General features: G+C 64.8%; 16 protein-coding genes. 6 read left to right on the forward strand and 10 right to left on the reverse strand.

The window, feature by feature from the left end:
- Positions 1 to 43: 43 nt before the first annotated feature.
- The gene (locus I6N89_RS07815; protein ID WP_207017693.1) at positions 44 to 307 is read left to right on the forward strand and encodes a type II toxin-antitoxin system ParD family antitoxin; all 264 of its coding nucleotides are present in this window, start codon (positions 44 to 46) and stop codon (positions 305 to 307) included.
- Positions 300 to 635 (forward strand): type II toxin-antitoxin system RelE/ParE family toxin, encoded by a 336-nt coding sequence (locus I6N89_RS07820; protein WP_328805857.1) that lies wholly within the window; start codon positions 300 to 302, stop codon positions 633 to 635. Before I6N89_RS07815 ends, I6N89_RS07820 begins: the two co-directional genes overlap by 8 nt.
- Before the next feature lie 6 nt (positions 636 to 641).
- Here the strand turns inward: I6N89_RS07820 and I6N89_RS07825 are convergent, their stop codons facing one another.
- The 4 genes from I6N89_RS07825 to I6N89_RS07840 all read right to left on the reverse strand — a co-directional run bounded on the left by I6N89_RS07825 (position 642) and on the right by I6N89_RS07840 (position 3402).
- The gene (locus tag I6N89_RS07825; protein ID WP_207017694.1) at positions 642 to 1439 is read right to left on the reverse strand and encodes an ABC transporter permease; all 798 of its coding nucleotides are present in this window, start codon (positions 1437 to 1439) and stop codon (positions 642 to 644) included.
- Positions 1436 to 2155 carry an ABC transporter ATP-binding protein gene (locus I6N89_RS07830; protein WP_207017695.1) on the reverse strand — a complete coding sequence of 240 codons (720 nt, stop codon included), beginning with the start codon at positions 2153 to 2155 and terminating at the stop codon, positions 1436 to 1438. The genes I6N89_RS07825 and I6N89_RS07830 overlap by 4 nt, the downstream gene beginning before the upstream one ends.
- Before the next feature lie 124 nt (positions 2156 to 2279).
- Positions 2280 to 3014: an ABC transporter permease gene (locus tag I6N89_RS07835; RefSeq protein ID WP_328805859.1), complete on the reverse strand. Its 735-nt coding sequence runs from the start codon at positions 3012 to 3014 to the stop codon at positions 2280 to 2282.
- A gap of 184 nt (positions 3015 to 3198) precedes the next feature.
- Positions 3199 to 3402 carry a hypothetical protein gene (locus tag I6N89_RS07840; RefSeq protein ID WP_207017697.1) on the reverse strand — a complete coding sequence of 68 codons (204 nt, stop codon included), beginning with the start codon at positions 3400 to 3402 and terminating at the stop codon, positions 3199 to 3201.
- 148 nt (positions 3403 to 3550) lie between these two features.
- On the opposite strand from I6N89_RS07840, the gene I6N89_RS07845 reads away from it, so the two are divergent.
- From I6N89_RS07845 to I6N89_RS07855, 3 genes are all read left to right on the forward strand, one after another.
- The gene (locus tag I6N89_RS07845; protein WP_207017698.1) at positions 3551 to 5149 is read left to right on the forward strand and encodes a sensor histidine kinase; all 1599 of its coding nucleotides are present in this window, start codon (positions 3551 to 3553) and stop codon (positions 5147 to 5149) included.
- 9 nt (positions 5150 to 5158) lie between these two features.
- The gene (locus tag I6N89_RS07850; protein WP_207017699.1) at positions 5159 to 5839 is read left to right on the forward strand and encodes a response regulator transcription factor; all 681 of its coding nucleotides are present in this window, start codon (positions 5159 to 5161) and stop codon (positions 5837 to 5839) included.
- Between the two features lie 72 nt (positions 5840 to 5911).
- Positions 5912 to 6391 (forward strand): acyl-CoA thioesterase, encoded by a 480-nt coding sequence (locus tag I6N89_RS07855; protein ID WP_207017700.1) that lies wholly within the window; start codon positions 5912 to 5914, stop codon positions 6389 to 6391.
- Positions 6392 to 6417: 26 nt separating this feature from the next.
- On the opposite strand, the gene I6N89_RS07860 is transcribed toward I6N89_RS07855, so the two are convergent.
- The 6 genes from I6N89_RS07860 to I6N89_RS07885 all read right to left on the reverse strand — a co-directional run bounded on the left by I6N89_RS07860 (position 6418) and on the right by I6N89_RS07885 (position 13368).
- A complete protein-coding gene (locus tag I6N89_RS07860) occupies positions 6418 to 7572 on the reverse strand; it encodes an LLM class flavin-dependent oxidoreductase (RefSeq protein WP_207017701.1) in 1155 nt (384 codons plus the stop codon).
- Between the two features lie 180 nt (positions 7573 to 7752).
- Complete coding sequence (locus tag I6N89_RS07865; RefSeq protein WP_207017702.1) at positions 7753 to 8769, reverse strand: ABC transporter ATP-binding protein; 1017 nt, start codon at positions 8767 to 8769, stop codon at positions 7753 to 7755.
- Entirely contained in the window at positions 8766 to 9818 is a 1053-nt protein-coding gene (locus I6N89_RS07870; protein ID WP_207017703.1) for an ABC transporter ATP-binding protein, read from the reverse strand. The genes I6N89_RS07865 and I6N89_RS07870 overlap by 4 nt, the downstream gene beginning before the upstream one ends.
- Complete coding sequence (locus I6N89_RS07875; protein WP_207017704.1) at positions 9808 to 10671, reverse strand: ABC transporter permease; 864 nt, start codon at positions 10669 to 10671, stop codon at positions 9808 to 9810. The genes I6N89_RS07870 and I6N89_RS07875 overlap by 11 nt, the downstream gene beginning before the upstream one ends.
- Positions 10672 to 10682: 11 nt before the next feature.
- Entirely contained in the window at positions 10683 to 11687 is a 1005-nt protein-coding gene (locus tag I6N89_RS07880; protein WP_207017705.1) for an ABC transporter permease, read from the reverse strand.
- Positions 11688 to 11766: 79 nt separating this feature from the next.
- The gene (locus tag I6N89_RS07885) at positions 11767 to 13368 is read right to left on the reverse strand and encodes an ABC transporter substrate-binding protein (protein WP_207017706.1); all 1602 of its coding nucleotides are present in this window, start codon (positions 13366 to 13368) and stop codon (positions 11767 to 11769) included.
- Positions 13369 to 13765: 397 nt separating this feature from the next.
- Here I6N89_RS07885 and I6N89_RS07890 point away from each other — a divergent pair, with 397 nt between their 5' ends.
- Entirely contained in the window at positions 13766 to 14455 is a 690-nt protein-coding gene (locus I6N89_RS07890; protein WP_207017707.1) for a GntR family transcriptional regulator, read from the forward strand.
- Positions 14456 to 14520: the final 65 nt, after the last annotated feature.

A 14520-nucleotide genomic window follows, 5' to 3' on the forward strand; every position in this document is an offset into this window, starting at 1 on the left:
CTTTTGGCATAATATGCCAATGAAATTGCCCGGGAGCTTCGCAATGTCCACACGCAATGTCGTTCTGACCGAAGAGCAGGACGCCTTCGTTCAGGCGCTGGTCGCCACGGGTCGGTTCCAGAACGCGAGCGAAGCGCTACGCGCCGGGCTGCGCCTGCTCGAACAGGAAGAGAGCCAGACGCTGGATTTGCGCGCCCGACTGCGCGAGGGCTTGCGCCAGGCCGATCACGGGCTCCGCGCAGAGGGCAGCGGCGCCGAGGCAATCCGCGCAGCCTTTGCGGAGGCACGGGCGCGGCGGGGTGAGTGACCGGAACCCGATCTGGCGGCTGACGCCGCAGGCACAGAACAGCCTGATCGGGATTGCGCTCTGGACGCTCGACCGCTTCGGTCCGGCGCAGGCCGAGATCTACGAGAACGAATTGCTGGCCCGTTGCGCGGAAATCGCCCGCGGTCGGGCGCATATACGCGATTGTTCCGCGCTGGCGGGCCTGCCCGCGAACCGTCTGTATTTCGCGCGGGCCGGCGAACATTTCGCGGTGTTCGCACGACGGGGCAACGAGGTGGTCTTCGTCGATTTCCTGCATGCACAGAGCAACCTGCCGACCCGGCTCGAAGCGCTGACTCTGCTGGACTGACCACGCCTAACCGCCCTTGCGTCGCCGCGTCATGCCATAGGCCGGATCGTAGCCGACAAGTGCCAGGCCGAAGAACAGCACGAAACTCAGTGCCACCCAGAGCAGCGCCCAGCCGTTCAGGCTCTGATACAGTGCAAAGCGGATAAGTTCGACCGCATGGGTGAAGGGGTTGGCGGCGCAGATATCGCGCAGGATCGCCGAGCTTTCCGCCATTTTCCACAGCGGGTAGAGCGCGGTGGAGAGAAAGAACATCGGGAAGATGACGAAATTCATCACCCCCGCGAAATTCTCCAGCTGCCGGATCGTCGAGGAGATCAGCAGTCCCAGCGCCCCCAGCATCAGCCCCGAGAGCACCAGCGCCGGCAGCACCGCCACATAGCCCAGCGGCGGCAGGGCGATGCCGAAGCCGGCGGCAATGGCGAGGAACACATAGACCTGGAGGATCGACACCGCGACCCCGGCCAGCAGCTTGCACAAGAGCAGCCACCAGCGCGGCAGCGGCGCGGTGAGCAAGAGCCGCATGGAGCCCATCTCCTGATCGTAGACCAGCGACAGCGAGCTCTGCATGCCGTTGAAAAGCTGGATCATGCCGCAGAGCCCCGGCACGATATAGACCTCATAGGTGATATAGGTCTCGTAGGGCGGGATGATCGACAGCCCCAGCGCCGCGCGGAAACCGGCGGCAAAGACCACCAGCCAGACCAGCGGCCGCACCAGCGCCGCGAGGAACCGCGAGCGCTGATGGATGAAACGCAGCGCCTCGCGGCGGACGATGGCGAAAAGCGCAATCAGCCAGGGGGTCACGCGATGCCCTCCGCCGTCATCTCCATGAAGACCTCGGCCAGCGACCGGCCCCCGCGCAGATCGGCGGCGGGCTCATGCGCCAGCACCTCGCCCCGGTGCAGCACGACGACATCGTCGCCGTCGCCGATCTCGTCCACCAGATGGGTGGCCCAGAACACCGTCAGCCCGGTCTGCGCCAGCTCGTGCACATGCGCCACGATAGCCTGCCGGCTCTTGAAATCGAGCCCCACCGTGGGCTCGTCGAGCAGCAGCACCTCGGGGTCGTGGATCAGCGCGCGGGCGATCTCCATCCGCCGCCGATGGCCCCCATTGAGGCTGCGGACCTTCTCGCCGGCGCGTTCGGCCATGTCGAGCTGCGCCAGCGCCCGCTCGGTGCGCCGCGCCGCCTCGCGCCCGCCGATGCCGTGCAGCGCCGCGAAATAGCGCATGTTCATCGCCACCGTCATGTCGAGATCCAGCGTCGGCTGCTGGAACACCACACCGATCTTCGACAGCGCCGCGCGCGGCTCTTTGGCGATATCGTGCCCGGCGACGGCGATACGCCCCTCACGGGTGACGAAGAGCCGTGTGAGCAGCGCGAACAGCGTCGACTTTCCCGCGCCGTTGGGTCCGAGCAGCGCGGTGAAGTGCCCGGGCCGCAGCGCAAAGCTCACCCCGTCGAGCGCCCGCTTGGCGCCGTAGCTGTAACCGAGATCGGTGACTTCCAGCGCGGTCATGTCAGGCAAACCTCTTCAAAACGGGCGTGGAGGCCCCGGATCAAGTCCGGGGCGGGGGATCCCTGCTGTTCGCGCCCCGGACTTGATCCGGGGCCTCCCGCTCTCCGCCGAAACGCCACACCGCTCATCCGCGCCACCGTCGCACCCGCCGTTCCCAGGGCTGCAACACCAGCCATTCCACCGCCAGCATCACCGCGATGAAGGAAAACGCATAGACCAGCACCATGCCCACGTCGAAGAGCTGGAAATAGAGATGGATCTGAAACCCCACCCCGTTCGAGCGCCCGAGGAACTCCACCACCAGCACGATCTTCCAGATCACCGCCACGCCGGAGCGCGCGGCGGCGGTGATGAAGGGCGCGAGCTGCGGCAGCACCACATGGCGCATGCGCCGGAGCCGGGGCATGCGGTAGACCCCGGTCATGTCGTCGAGCCCGGGATCGAGCGCCCTTGCCCCCTCGCGGATCACCGTGGCGACATTGGGGATCTTGTTCAGCGTCACCGCAACGATGGCGGCGGTCTCGTTGAGACCGATCCAGAGGTAACAGAGCACGATCAGCACCAGCGCCGGCAGGTTGAGAAAGATCACCAGCCAGGGATCGAGCCAGCGGTCGACGGCGGGAAACCGCCCCATCACCAGCCCCAGCGCGATCCCCAGGCTCATCGCCAGCACAAAGGCCCAGAGCACCCGCGTCAGCGTCCATCCAAGGTGGAACAGCAGCTCGCCGGAGCGCAGCGCCTGCGCGAAGGGCTGCACCAGCGCCCAGGGCTGCGGCAGGATCTGCGGATCGGCGGTCAGCGCCGCCGCAACGATCCAGATCAGCGCCAGCAGCGCCAGCGAAACAATGGTCACCGCAATGCGCCCGGGCGCATGCGTCCGGGCGGCGGCGGCACCGCGCCAGCGCTCTGCCGTGTCGTTCGGCACGAAATTCCTCCCCTTCCTCGCAGGGAAGGGTGACCGCAGACGCGGCGCGCGTCAATTGCTCCTAAGGGAGGAGACGGCAGACGTTACGTCGGCCAGGGCAGACGCCCTGCGGGGCCGTTCAGACCTCGCGTTCGCCAGGCCGCACCGCCCGGCATTTCCAGCCGGAGACGGTGAAGGCCGGATGCGTCTCGGCCCATTTCGCCAGTTCGGGCTGTGCCCCCATCAGGCAGGTCATCTGCGAGATGTCGGTGTAAAGCAGGCTGCGTTCCTGGCACTGATCTGGCGCCGTGGCCAGACAGGCCACAAAAATTAGCTCAATCATGTTTGCCTCGTGTCATCGGACGGGTGCCCGGACAGGGTCTCAACAAATTCCCGAAAAAAGGGTCAACAGAAATGTCACTTTATGCTGCAATGCAGCATTTCGATAAAGGTTTTGCCTCCGGACACCATACATGACCAAATATTGAGCGATGAATAAAGACAGCGCTCCTGACCGATCCCGCAGCGGCCTGTCGCTCAAGGCCCGTCTCGGGCTGGGCGCAGGACTGCTGGGGCTTGCCACGCTGCTGACGGCGGCAATGCTGGTGACCGGCATGGCGCGGGTGTCGCAGCGGCTCGACACGGCACTCGCCGCCGAAACGCGGCTGGAGCAGTATTCCGCGCTTTCCACCCAGGTCTCGACCTTCATCGTCGTCGCCGCCGAGGCCATCCAGCGCGGCCTGCCCCCCGAGACCCGCGCCGAGCGGATCGACGGTATCGCGGCGACGCTCGACCGCAGCTTTGTCATGCTGCACGCCGGTCTCGACGCCGAGGTGGCCGAAGCGCAGGGGCTCGACGAACAGAGCCGGCGGGCGACGCAGTCGCTGGGCCTTGCCCGGATGCAGGCGCTGTTCCGCTCCACCCGTGACGGGCTGGTCTCCGACACCCGAGACCGCGACCGGCTGCGCGCCCATCTCGACACCTTCGCCTCGGGATTCGAGCCGCTGCTGGCCGGAGCGGTCAACGAGGAGAAGCGGCTCCGCGCCGGCATCCTCGCCGGGATCGAGGATCTGCGCCGCAGCCTGACGCTGGCTGCCATCGCCATCGGCCTTGCGGCGCTGGCGCTCTGCGCGGGGGTCTATTTCGGCCTGATCCGCCCGCAATTCCGCCGGCTCGACGCGCTGCGCGATGCCGCCCGCCGGATCGGGCGCGAGGAGTTCGACATCGCACTGCCCGCCGGGCCGCGCGACGAGATCGGCGCGCTTTCCGCCGAGACCGCCCGCATGGCGCAGGCGCTGGCGGCGCGCGCCGAGGCGGTGGCGCGGGACCGCGCGCAGCTTGGCGAGATCATCCGCCAGCGCACCGAGGCGCTAAGCGCCGCCAATGCCCGGCTCGAACGCACCGACGAGGACCGCCGCCGCTTCTTTGCCGATATCAGCCACGAGCTGCGCACGCCGCTGACGGTGATCCTGATGGAGGCGCAGCTCGGACGGCAGGGCGGCGTCCCGGAACCGGCCTTCGCCACCATCGAGGCACGGGCGCAGCGCCTCAACCGGCGTATCGACGATCTGCTGCGCATTGCCCGCTCGGAAACCGGCCAGCTCGCGCTGGAGACCGCGCCGGTGGCGCTGGCCGATCTGCTGGCGGAGGCGGAGGCCGAAACCCGCGCGGAGCTCTCTAATGCGGGCATGGCGCTGGAGGCGCCGGACGCCGCGCCGCTCACCGTCACCGGCGATCGCAACTGGCTGCGTCAGGTGGTGGTGGGGCTGATCCGCAACGCCATCCGCCACGCCCGCGCCGGCGTCAGGTTGCGGCTGGAGCTGCGCGAAGAGGGGGCGTTTGGCGAGATCGTTCTCACCGATAACGGCCCCGGCATCGCGGCAGAGGATCAGGCGCGGATCTTCGACCGCTTCGCACAAGGCGGCGGCGGCAATGCGCAGGGTTTCGGCCTCGGGCTGGCACTGGCGCGCTGGGTGATCGAGGAGCAGGGCGGCAGTATCGCGCTGCAAAGCCCACTGCCCCGTGACACGGCGCTCGGTGACGCACCCGGGACGAAGATCTCGGTTCGCCTGCCACTGGATCAGAGATAGGATCGGGCCATGAGCATGCAGACGCGGCTTTTGGTGGTCGATGACGACCCGGAAATCTGCTCGGCCCTCGCGCGGGGGCTGGCGCTGCATGGCTATGTCGTCGAGACCCGCAACCGCGCCGAGACCGCGCGGGCGGATCTGACCGGCGGCGGGTTCGACGCCGCCGTTATCGACGTGATGCTCGGCGCCGACAGCGGCATTGCCCTCGTGCGCGACGCCCGCGCCGCCGGGGCGCAGCTGCCCATCGTCATGCTCTCGGCTTTGTCGGAGGTGGAGCACCGCGCCGCCGGGCTCGAGGCGGGCGCCGACGATTACGTGGTGAAACCCTTCTCCTTCGACGAGCTGGCCGCCCGGCTGCGGGTGCAGGAACGCCGCTCCGCCGCGCTGCGCCCGGCACCGGCGCGGCTCTCGCACAGTGCCCGGCGCCTCTCCGGCCCCAGCCGCGCCGTGACACTGACCGACCGCGAATATGCGCTGCTGACCCTGCTGGCCGATCACGCCGGCACCCCCCTGCCCCGGAGCGAGATCTTTGACACACTCTGGGCCGGGGAGTCGCGTTCGGAAAACGTGGTCGACGTCTATATCGGCTATCTGCGCAAAAAACTGAAACCGGCCTCGGATTTCGGCTTCGAGATCGCCACCGTGCGGCACAGGGGCTTCTGCCTCGACGGCACACCGCCGCAGCGCTGAGCCACGAAGCGCTTGCACCCCCCGGCGTTTCCGCCATTTTGGCACAAAGCCAGGGCAGCAACGGAGCGCGCGATGGACCCCCGCCAGTTGGAGATGACGGTGCTGATGACGCCGGATATGGCGAATTTCAGCGGCAAGGTGCACGGCGGCGCGCTGCTCAACCTGCTCGACCGCGTCGCCTTTTCCTGCGCCTCGCGCTTCTCCGGGCGCTACGCGGTGACGCTGTCGGTCGATCAGGTGACCTTCAAGCAACCGATCAATGTGGGCGAGCTGGTCACCTTCCGCGCCAGCGTCAACCATGCCGGGCGGACCTCGATGGAAATCGGCATCCGCGTCGAGGCCGAGGACATCCGCAAGGGCACCCGGCGGCACACCAATTCGTGCTATTTCACCATGGTGGCGGTGGATGACGACGGCAAGCCCGCCGAGGTGCCCGAGCTGCGGATCCTCACCGAGACCGAGGCCAAGCGCAACCGCGCCGCCACGGTACGCCGCGACCTGCGCAAACGCTTTTCCGAAGAGCTGAAACAGGCCGCCAAGGGCGAACTCTAGCGCGCCCGCCGCCGCGATACTGCGCGCTACCAGGAATGCGCGCGATCGCGCGGATGCACACGGACGTCCGCCGCTTCGAGCAGATCGAAGACCGGGCCGAGACGGGCAATCTCCGCCTCGGACCAGACCGGCATACGAAAGATCACACCCTTGAGCCCGTGATCTCGATAAGCCGCGATCAGTTGATCGGCGACCTCTTGCGGCGTGCCGACGAAATTCGGGAACTTCACAGGGTTCTTCTTTTCCGCGCGCAGCTTGCCGATCTGCGTGCTCCAGGTCTTGCCCGCGCCGGTCTCGGCAAAGCTGTTCATCAGATCGTCGAACAGCGCCCGCGCTTCGCCCGGCGCGTCGCGCACAAAGACATCGGCGACCATCAGGATTTCCGGCGCACTGTCCCGGCCCGCATCGGCGGCCTTTTCCGCCAGATCGGCGGCAACGGAGGGGATCGCCGAGATTTCAGTGGGCGAGGCGAAGAGATAGTCGCAATGCTGCACCGCGAAACGCTTGCCCCGGTCCGAGGCACCGGCGCAGACAAAGACGGGCCGTTCCGACGGATAAGGCCCCTTCAGCTTGCCATGCGCGCGGTGATATTTCCCCTCGAACTCCGTCCGCTTCGACGGATCCCATAGGCTCATGACGATCTCGATCATCTCGTCGGTCGCGTCATACATATCGGCACTGTTCGGCAGATCCGCGTAGCCGAAGAGGCTCGCTTCGTAATCGCGATAGCCGTTGACGATGTTCCAGCCCCAGCGGCCGCCGCCGAGCCAGTCGTAATTCGCCGCGATGCGCGCGATCTGCGCCGGAGCGAAATAGGTGGTGTGCAGGGTCGAGAGCACACCGAGATGCTCTGTCGCCATGAGCAGCGGCGCCGCCAGGATGGCGGCATGCAGGCCGGGGTCCTGAAAGCCGATCTTCGAGCCTTCTTCCGAACTCGGCGCATAACCGTCGCCGATCAGCACGAGATCCATGCCGATGCGATCGCAGGTGCGCGCCATGGCGATATGCTCGTTGAGGTCCAGAGGGTCGGGATTCATGTCGGCGATCCGCTGCGAGGGCAACTGCGTGCGGGCGCCCGGCCAGAACACGCCGAAGCGCATCTTGCCGTCGCTCCAGTCACGCGGTTTGCGTTGGCCCGGCGCGGCAGGCGAGATCGGAGAGACGGTTTCGGTCTGTGTCATCGCATCCTCGGCTGACATGGTTCGAAAGGTTTCCAGTAGGATGAGGTCACGCTATGGCGTGAAATTATTTTTGTCAATTTGTAAGACAATCTGTTCATTTAGAGTCCCACCCTTTGCGGCACACAGCTGCCTAACTGCCCAGACAAGCGGCACCGGTCCCGGCGGGCGGCGCCGAGCCGTTTATTCTGCGAGGAAGCAGGCCGCCGATTGCCCCGGCCAGTCAGCACGCAGCGGCGGCTCCGCTTTTGCACAGTCCGCCTGCGCCATGGTGCAGCGGGTCCGGAAGCGGCAGCCCGAGGGCATGTTGCCGGGGTTCGGCGGCTCGCCTTCGAGCTGGAAATCATCGGTCACCCGACGCCCGCCCACTGTTGGCACCGCAGAGAGCAACGAGCGCGTATAGGGATGTTTCGGGTTGCTGAAGATGATTTCTGTATCGCCGATCTCTACCACCTTGCCGAGATACATCACCGCGACCCGGTCGCAGATCATCCGCACGATGGACAGATCGTGCGAGATGAACAGATAGGTCAGGTCGAATTTCCGCTTGAGATCCATGAACAGGGTCAGGATCGTCGCCTGCACCGACAGATCGAGCCCCGAGGTCGGCTCATCAAGAATGATCAGCGAGGGGTTCAGCGTCAGCACCCGCGCCAGCCCGACGCGGCGCTGCTGGCCGCCCGAGATCTCGTGCGGGTAAAGATCGAGATGGGTCTCCGGCAGGTTGACCGCGCGCATCATCTCGCTGACCCGCTCGGCGCGCTGGTCGCGGTCAAGCTCGGGCTGGTGGATAATCATCGGCTCGTGCAGCGAGCGCCGGATCTTCCAGCGCGGATCCAGCGAGGCGCCGGGATCCTGATAGGCGTATTGCAGGTGCCGGCGCAGCTTGCGCGCCTGGCCGGGATCGTAATTCGCGGTGCTGCGCCCTTCGAAGATCGTATCGCCGTCGCTGGGCTGGTGGATGCCCATGATGGTCTTGCCCAGCGTCGATTTCCCGCAACCGGACTCGCCGACCACGCCGAGGATCTCGCCTTTGGCAACACGGAACGACACGTCGTCCACCGCCTTGAGCCAGCCTTTGCGCCGGCCCCAGGCGTTTCGGATGGGGAAGTACTTTCTGAGCGACAGCACATCGAGAATGGGCTTCGCGGTCTCCGGGCGGTCGGTTGCGACGCGCGAAATCGGGGGCTCAAGCGTCATGTCACGGCCTCCTTCAGAAATTGCGTTCCAAGCGGATGATGGCAGCGCACCGCGTGCCCGGACCCGAGCGCCGTCACGCCGGGCCTTGTTGTGCGGCAGGCGTCGCTTGCAAGATCGCAGCGCGGGTGGAACCGGCAGCCGCCGGGCGGCGAAACGAAACCGGGGATATTGCCCGGAATGCCTTGCAGCCCGCCTTCGGCCCCCGGCAGGCTGGCCAGCAGCCGGTCGGTGTAGGGGTGGTTCGGGCGCGCGAAGAAATCGGCGCTGCCCGCCACCTCCACATCCTGCCCCGCATACATCACCATGATGCGGTCGCAGATCTCCCACGCGGTGCCGAGGTCGTGGGTGGTGAACAGCACCGCCACGTTGCGCTCTGCCGCGAGGGCCTTCAAAAGCTTCAGGATCTGCGCCTGAATGGTCACATCGAGCGCCGTCGTCGGCTCATCGGCGATGATCAGCTCGGGTTCGGTCAGCAGCGCCATGGCGATCATCAGCCGTTGCCGCTGCCCGCCGCTGACCTCATGCGGATACTTTCTGAGGATCGCCTCGGGCTGCGGCAGTTGAACCGCGCTCAGCATCTCCATCACCCGCTCCGCGTCGCGCCTGCGGCGCGCCCGGCCGTAACGGCTGCTGAGGATGGTCCGCGCGGCGGCCTGCGCATCGGTGATCTCCGGCGATTTCCACTTCATCAATTCCATGAACTGGTCGCCGATGCTGAACACCGGGCTGAACGAGCTGAAGGGATCCTGCGGGACGAAGGAGATCCTCCGCCCGCGCAGCACCCGCGCCAGATAGGCCTCATTCCGCTCCAGCAGATTTTCCCCGTCGAAGAGGATCGTTCCATCGGTGATCCGCGCCGCGTTTTTCGGCAGGATGCCAAGCACCGATCGCGCCAGCGTGGATTTCCCGCAGCCCGACTCGCCGACCAGGCCCAGGATCTCGCCCCGGCCGATGGTCAGGTTGACCCCGTCCAGTACCTTGGCGCTGCCGGCCTCGGTCTGGAAGCTGACCTTCAGGTCGCTGACCCGAAGCAATGTATCACCTGTCATTGGATTTGCTCCGGCGGATCCGCGGATCGAGAATGTCGCGCAGCCCGTCACCCAGAAGGTTGAAGCCCATCACGACCATGAAGATGGCAAGGCCCGGGAAGGTCGCGTACCACCACGCATTGGGCAGGTACTGACGCGACTCGGCGATGGTGCGCCCCCATTCGGGCGAGGGCGCGGGCGGCCCGAGCCCCAGAAAACCCAGCACGGCGGCGGTGAGGATGGTGCTGCCCATGCCCAGAGTGGTCCGCACAATGATACCTGAGCTGATATTGGGCAGGATATGCAGCACGATCACGCGGAAGGGCGAGGCGCCGAGCGCGACCGAGGCCTCGACAAAGGTCTCGTTCTTGCAGGCGCGCGTCTCGGCATAGACCAGCCGCGTCCAGAACGGCCAGTAGGTGAGTGAGAGCGCCAGGATCACGTTCTCGATCGCCGGGCCCAGCGTCTGGGCGATGGCGATCGCCAGCACGATCTGCGGCACCGCGAGGAAGATGTCCGAGACCCGCATGAGTAGATCGCTGAACCATCCGTTATAGTAGCCCGCGAGCAGGCCGATTGGCACGCCGATCAGCACCGAAAGCCCCACCGAGATGACCGCGATGGTGATGGTGATGCGGGCGCCGAAGAGGATGCGGCTGAAGATGTCGCTGCCCATACGGTCGGTGCCAAAGAAATGCGCGAGGCTCGGCCCCTGGAGCCGGTCCGCCGGGTGAAAGGTGCTCACATCGCCGGGATGGGTGGCGAGTACCCCGGCAAAGATCGCGACCAGCACCAGCGCCGTGATGATGACGAGCCCGACGAGCGCAACCTTGTCTTCGAAGAACTTGCGCAGAATGAAGCGTATGGTTTCCACTGCGGGGATCCTCACCGGGTTTCGCGCGGATCGATCAATCCGTGCAGGATATCGACCAGGGCGTTGATGAGGATGAAGATCACGCCGGTGAAGACGGCGAACCCCATAACCCCGTTATAGTCGGAATTGAGAATGGAATCGACGGCGTAGCGCCCGATACCCGGCCAGTCGAACACCGTCTCGACCACCACGCTGTTGGCGATGAGAATGCCGAAGATCAGACCGATCTGGGTGACCGTGCCGATGAGCGCACTGCGCAGCACGTATTTCCAGATGATCACCCGGCGCGGAAAGCCCATCGCGCTCTCGTACATGACGAAATTAGAGCTGATGGCTTCGAGCACGCCGGCGCGGGTAAAGCGCACGATGGTGGCCATCGCCGGATAGGCCATGGTCAGCACCGGTAACACCATATGCGCGAGCACATCGCCCAGCATTTCGAAATCGCCGATGATCAGCGCGTCGACGATGAAGAACCCGGTGATCGGATCGGGCCCCCAGCCGTCGACTCGGCCCTGGAGCGGTGTCCAGCCGAGATACATCGAAAAGAACAGCTGAAACAGGATGGCCAGCCAGAAAGAGGCAATCGCCAGCCCAGAGACGGTGAAGATCCGCAGCGCATGATCCAGCAGCGAATTCCGGTGGACCGCAGAAATCACACCGACCGGAATGCCCGCCGCGATGGCCACGAACAGTGTCACCACCGAGAGCTCGATGGTTGCCGGCACCCGCGCGAAGAGGTCTTCGCTGATCGGGCGCTGGGTATAGAGGCTGATGCCGAAATCGCCGCGCAGCAGGCCCGTCAGATAGATCACGAACTGCTCGACAAGTGGCTTGTCGAGCCCGAGCTTTTCCTTGAGTGCGGCCACCTGCTCGGGCGAGGCGTTCTCACCGATCACTGCGGCGACGGGATCGGCGGGAATGATATGGGTGATGGCAAAGGTGATCGCCATCAGACCGAAGACTGTCGGGATCAGCCATGCCAGCCGATTGACCAGAATTACGAGAAGTTTCATCTTGTCCCCAGCAAGGCGTATCGGTGATACCTCCGCGCCGCCTGTCCGGCACGGTTGCCCGCGTGATCCGCGGCGCGGATCACTCGCGATACATCCAGCGCGCCTCCAGACCGTTGCCGATAGGGCTGAAGCGCTGCCCTTTCAGATCCTTGGAGGTCGGACCGAACCATTTGGTGTTGTAGATGAACAGTCCGGCCGCATCGTCCACCACCATCCGTGCGGCGTCTTCGTAAAGCCCGCGGCGCTCCTCCATGCTGGTGCTGATCAGCGCCCTGTCGAGCAGCTTGTCGACATCCGGGTTGGAGTAATAGCTGTTATTGCGGCTACCGATGGTCGAGGAGCTGTAGAGCTCGCCCACCCAGTTATGCGGATCCGCGTAATAGGTGCTCTTCCAGGTGAAGTAGATGTCATAGGTGTTTTGCTCGTCCATCGATCTTGCATTCAGCACCGTGAACGGGTCCGAGACGATCTTTGACGGCACCCCGAGCTCCGCCAGCCCGGCCTGAAGCAGCGCGGCGGCCTCTTCGGTGGTGCTGTAACCGGTGATGGTGCCGATGGTCAGCTCGCGAACCGGCTCCTCGACCTTGGCCATATACTCCTTGGCCTTCTCGATATCGTAGCTGTAGCCCTCCACATCCGAGGGCGCCCCCCAGATATTACCCGGCATGGGCAGGGGATCACGGGCGACCGAGCCGCTGTTGATGTCGTTGATGAAGCTGTCGTAATCGAAGGCGTAATTGATCGCCTTCCGGAAGTTGATATCGTTCATCGGCGCGCGGTTGTTGTGGATCACACCATAGAAGATCCGCATGGATTCCTGCTCGTTGATGTCGACCGTTCCCGACTCCTCCAGCCGCTTGATCTGATCATAGGGCATGTAGGCGTCGGTGACCTGAAAATCCCCGGCGATCAGCCCCAGGATCCGGCTGTTCAGCTCCATCACATAGCGGAATTCGACCTCGTCGAGATATTTCTCGCCCCAAGGAATGAAATGCTCGGCAAAGCGCTCGCCCTGAAAACCGATGGCCGGGTCGTAGCGTTTGAGCGCATAGGAGCCCGAGCCCGCCTCGTGGCCCGACAGCCAGGCCTGTCCCCAATCGTCATCCACGATATGCTCCTTGACCAGATCCATGTTCACGACATGGATCTCGGGCACGGTGGCCAGAAAGATCGCCGAGGGCTTGGAGAGGTTGAACTGCACGGTCCGCGCGTCGAGCGCCCTGGTGCTTCCCGGTTCGATCACATCGACAAAGAGCGAGGCGGCGCCTTTGTTGATGCCGAGGATCCGGTCCATGCTCCAGGCCACATCCTCGGCGGTAATCGGCGTGCCGTCGTGGAAAATGGCGCCCTCGCGCAGGGTGAAAGTATAGGTCTTGCCGTCCTCGGAGATCTCGTAGCTCTCCGCCAGCCATGGCTCCAGAACCGGCGGATTGTCTTCCCAGCGCAGCAAGCCGTCATACAGGTTGAGCCGCGATGCCACACGGCCCACATCGAAAACCTGATGCGGGTCGAGATTGTCGAAGGCGTTGCCTATGGCGATCACCGCCCGGTCGGCCAGCGCGGTCCCGGTGGCAGATCCCAGCATGACGAGCCCAAGAACCAGCGCGCGGCCCGCGCGCAGACATCCCGTGGCAACCCTGTTCGCCTGGGCGCGCAGACGCATGACATCGTCTTTCATCATTTCGTACTCCCGGTTGGTATCGCTCGGTTTGGCGACTTGCGTGTGCTTTAAGCTGTATATTGTAAACATGTCTGACAAACTGAAAGTTTGTTGTCAAACTCAGTTACAATAAGATAGCGTCTATCAGATGCTGAAAACCGCGATGTCTGCTTGCATATTGGGCGCTTGGCAGGCGCAACCGGCAGCTAGGGAATGCGCGGCAGGCGCAGGCGAACGAAACGATGAGGAAGGGCTGTGAATTGATTGTGGCTGTGTGGACTGTCATGCGCTGGACGAGAAACGAAACCTTGCGCAAGCCGATGTGGGGTGGGCGACCGCTCGGGAACCTGCTAGAAGCGCGCTCTGAACGAAGCGCGAACGCCTGACCGGTCCCGGTCGATGAAAATTGGAGTTGTGAATGTCGGCACTCGACGACTCTGACCTTCGCGTCACAGGGCAAACCGTAAGCCTGCGGGATCTTGTGACAGAGAAACTGCGCCTCGCGATCATCACCGGGCGGTTCCAGCCCGGTCAGCAACTGAAAGAACGCGAGCTGTGCGAGTTGACCGGCGTCAGCCGGCCCTCTCTGCGCGAGGCGCTGCGGCTGCTCGAGGCCGAAGGGCTCGTGACCTCGGTGCTCAACCGCGGCCAGTTGGTGGTGAAGCTCACTCCGGAGCAGGTCGGGCAGATCTATCAGATGCGCCAGCTGCTGGAGACCTTCGCCGCCAAGGAATTTGCCCGGCGGCGCGTTCCCGAGGAGCTTCGCGCACTCGATCAGGGCATCGCGCTGCTCGACGACCTGCGCGACAACGCTGATCGCTTTGCCATGCTGCAAGCCGGGCGCAAGATCTACTCCGCCATTGCGAATGGCGGCGGCAACGCCTTTGTCGCCGAAACGCTGGGGCTGCTGCACAATCGGATCGCGCTCATCCGGTTCATCGCGCTTCAGGATCACGACAAGTTTCTCACGCATTGCGACGAGCTGCGCGCACTTTCAAAGGCGATCCACGACGGCGATGCGGATCTGGCGAAGAAGCTCTGCAAGGCACATCTCGCCGGCATCGCCACCACTGCCGAACATATTGTCGCAAACGACTACAAGCTGTGACCGGACGGCCGCCACCCACCCTTGCGTCCTGCGCCCCCTGACCGGCGCAGGACGCGCTCAAATTT

Origin of the sequence: Salipiger abyssi, from assembly GCF_017311415.1 — a bacterium.
Taxonomy (GTDB): domain Bacteria; phylum Pseudomonadota; class Alphaproteobacteria; order Rhodobacterales; family Rhodobacteraceae; genus Salipiger; species Salipiger abyssi_A.

Bases quoted from the DNA above. Each gene is read 5' to 3' on its own strand.
- I6N89_RS07840 (WP_207017697.1), bottom strand. From the start codon at position 3,402: ATGATTGAGCTAATTTTTGTGGCCTGTCTGGCCACGGCGCCAGATCAG.
- I6N89_RS07885 (WP_207017706.1), bottom strand. From the start codon at position 13,368: ATGATGAAAGACGATGTCATGCGTCTGCGCGCCCAGGCGAACAGGGTT.
- I6N89_RS07890 (WP_207017707.1), top strand. From the start codon at position 13,766: ATGTCGGCACTCGACGACTCTGACCTTCGCGTCACAGGGCAAACCGTA.
- I6N89_RS07860 (WP_207017701.1), bottom strand. From the start codon at position 7,572: ATGACACAGACCGAAACCGTCTCTCCGATCTCGCCTGCCGCGCCGGGC.
- I6N89_RS07855 (WP_207017700.1), top strand. From the start codon at position 5,912: ATGGACCCCCGCCAGTTGGAGATGACGGTGCTGATGACGCCGGATATG.
- I6N89_RS07870 (WP_207017703.1), bottom strand. From the start codon at position 9,818: ATGACAGGTGATACATTGCTTCGGGTCAGCGACCTGAAGGTCAGCTTC.
- I6N89_RS07865 (WP_207017702.1), bottom strand. From the start codon at position 8,769: ATGACGCTTGAGCCCCCGATTTCGCGCGTCGCAACCGACCGCCCGGAG.
- I6N89_RS07815 (WP_207017693.1), top strand. From the start codon at position 44: ATGTCCACACGCAATGTCGTTCTGACCGAAGAGCAGGACGCCTTCGTT.
- I6N89_RS07850 (WP_207017699.1), top strand. From the start codon at position 5,159: ATGAGCATGCAGACGCGGCTTTTGGTGGTCGATGACGACCCGGAAATC.
- I6N89_RS07880 (WP_207017705.1), bottom strand. From the start codon at position 11,687: ATGAAACTTCTCGTAATTCTGGTCAATCGGCTGGCATGGCTGATCCCG.
- I6N89_RS07830 (WP_207017695.1), bottom strand. From the start codon at position 2,155: ATGACCGCGCTGGAAGTCACCGATCTCGGTTACAGCTACGGCGCCAAG.
- I6N89_RS07845 (WP_207017698.1), top strand. From the start codon at position 3,551: ATGAATAAAGACAGCGCTCCTGACCGATCCCGCAGCGGCCTGTCGCTC.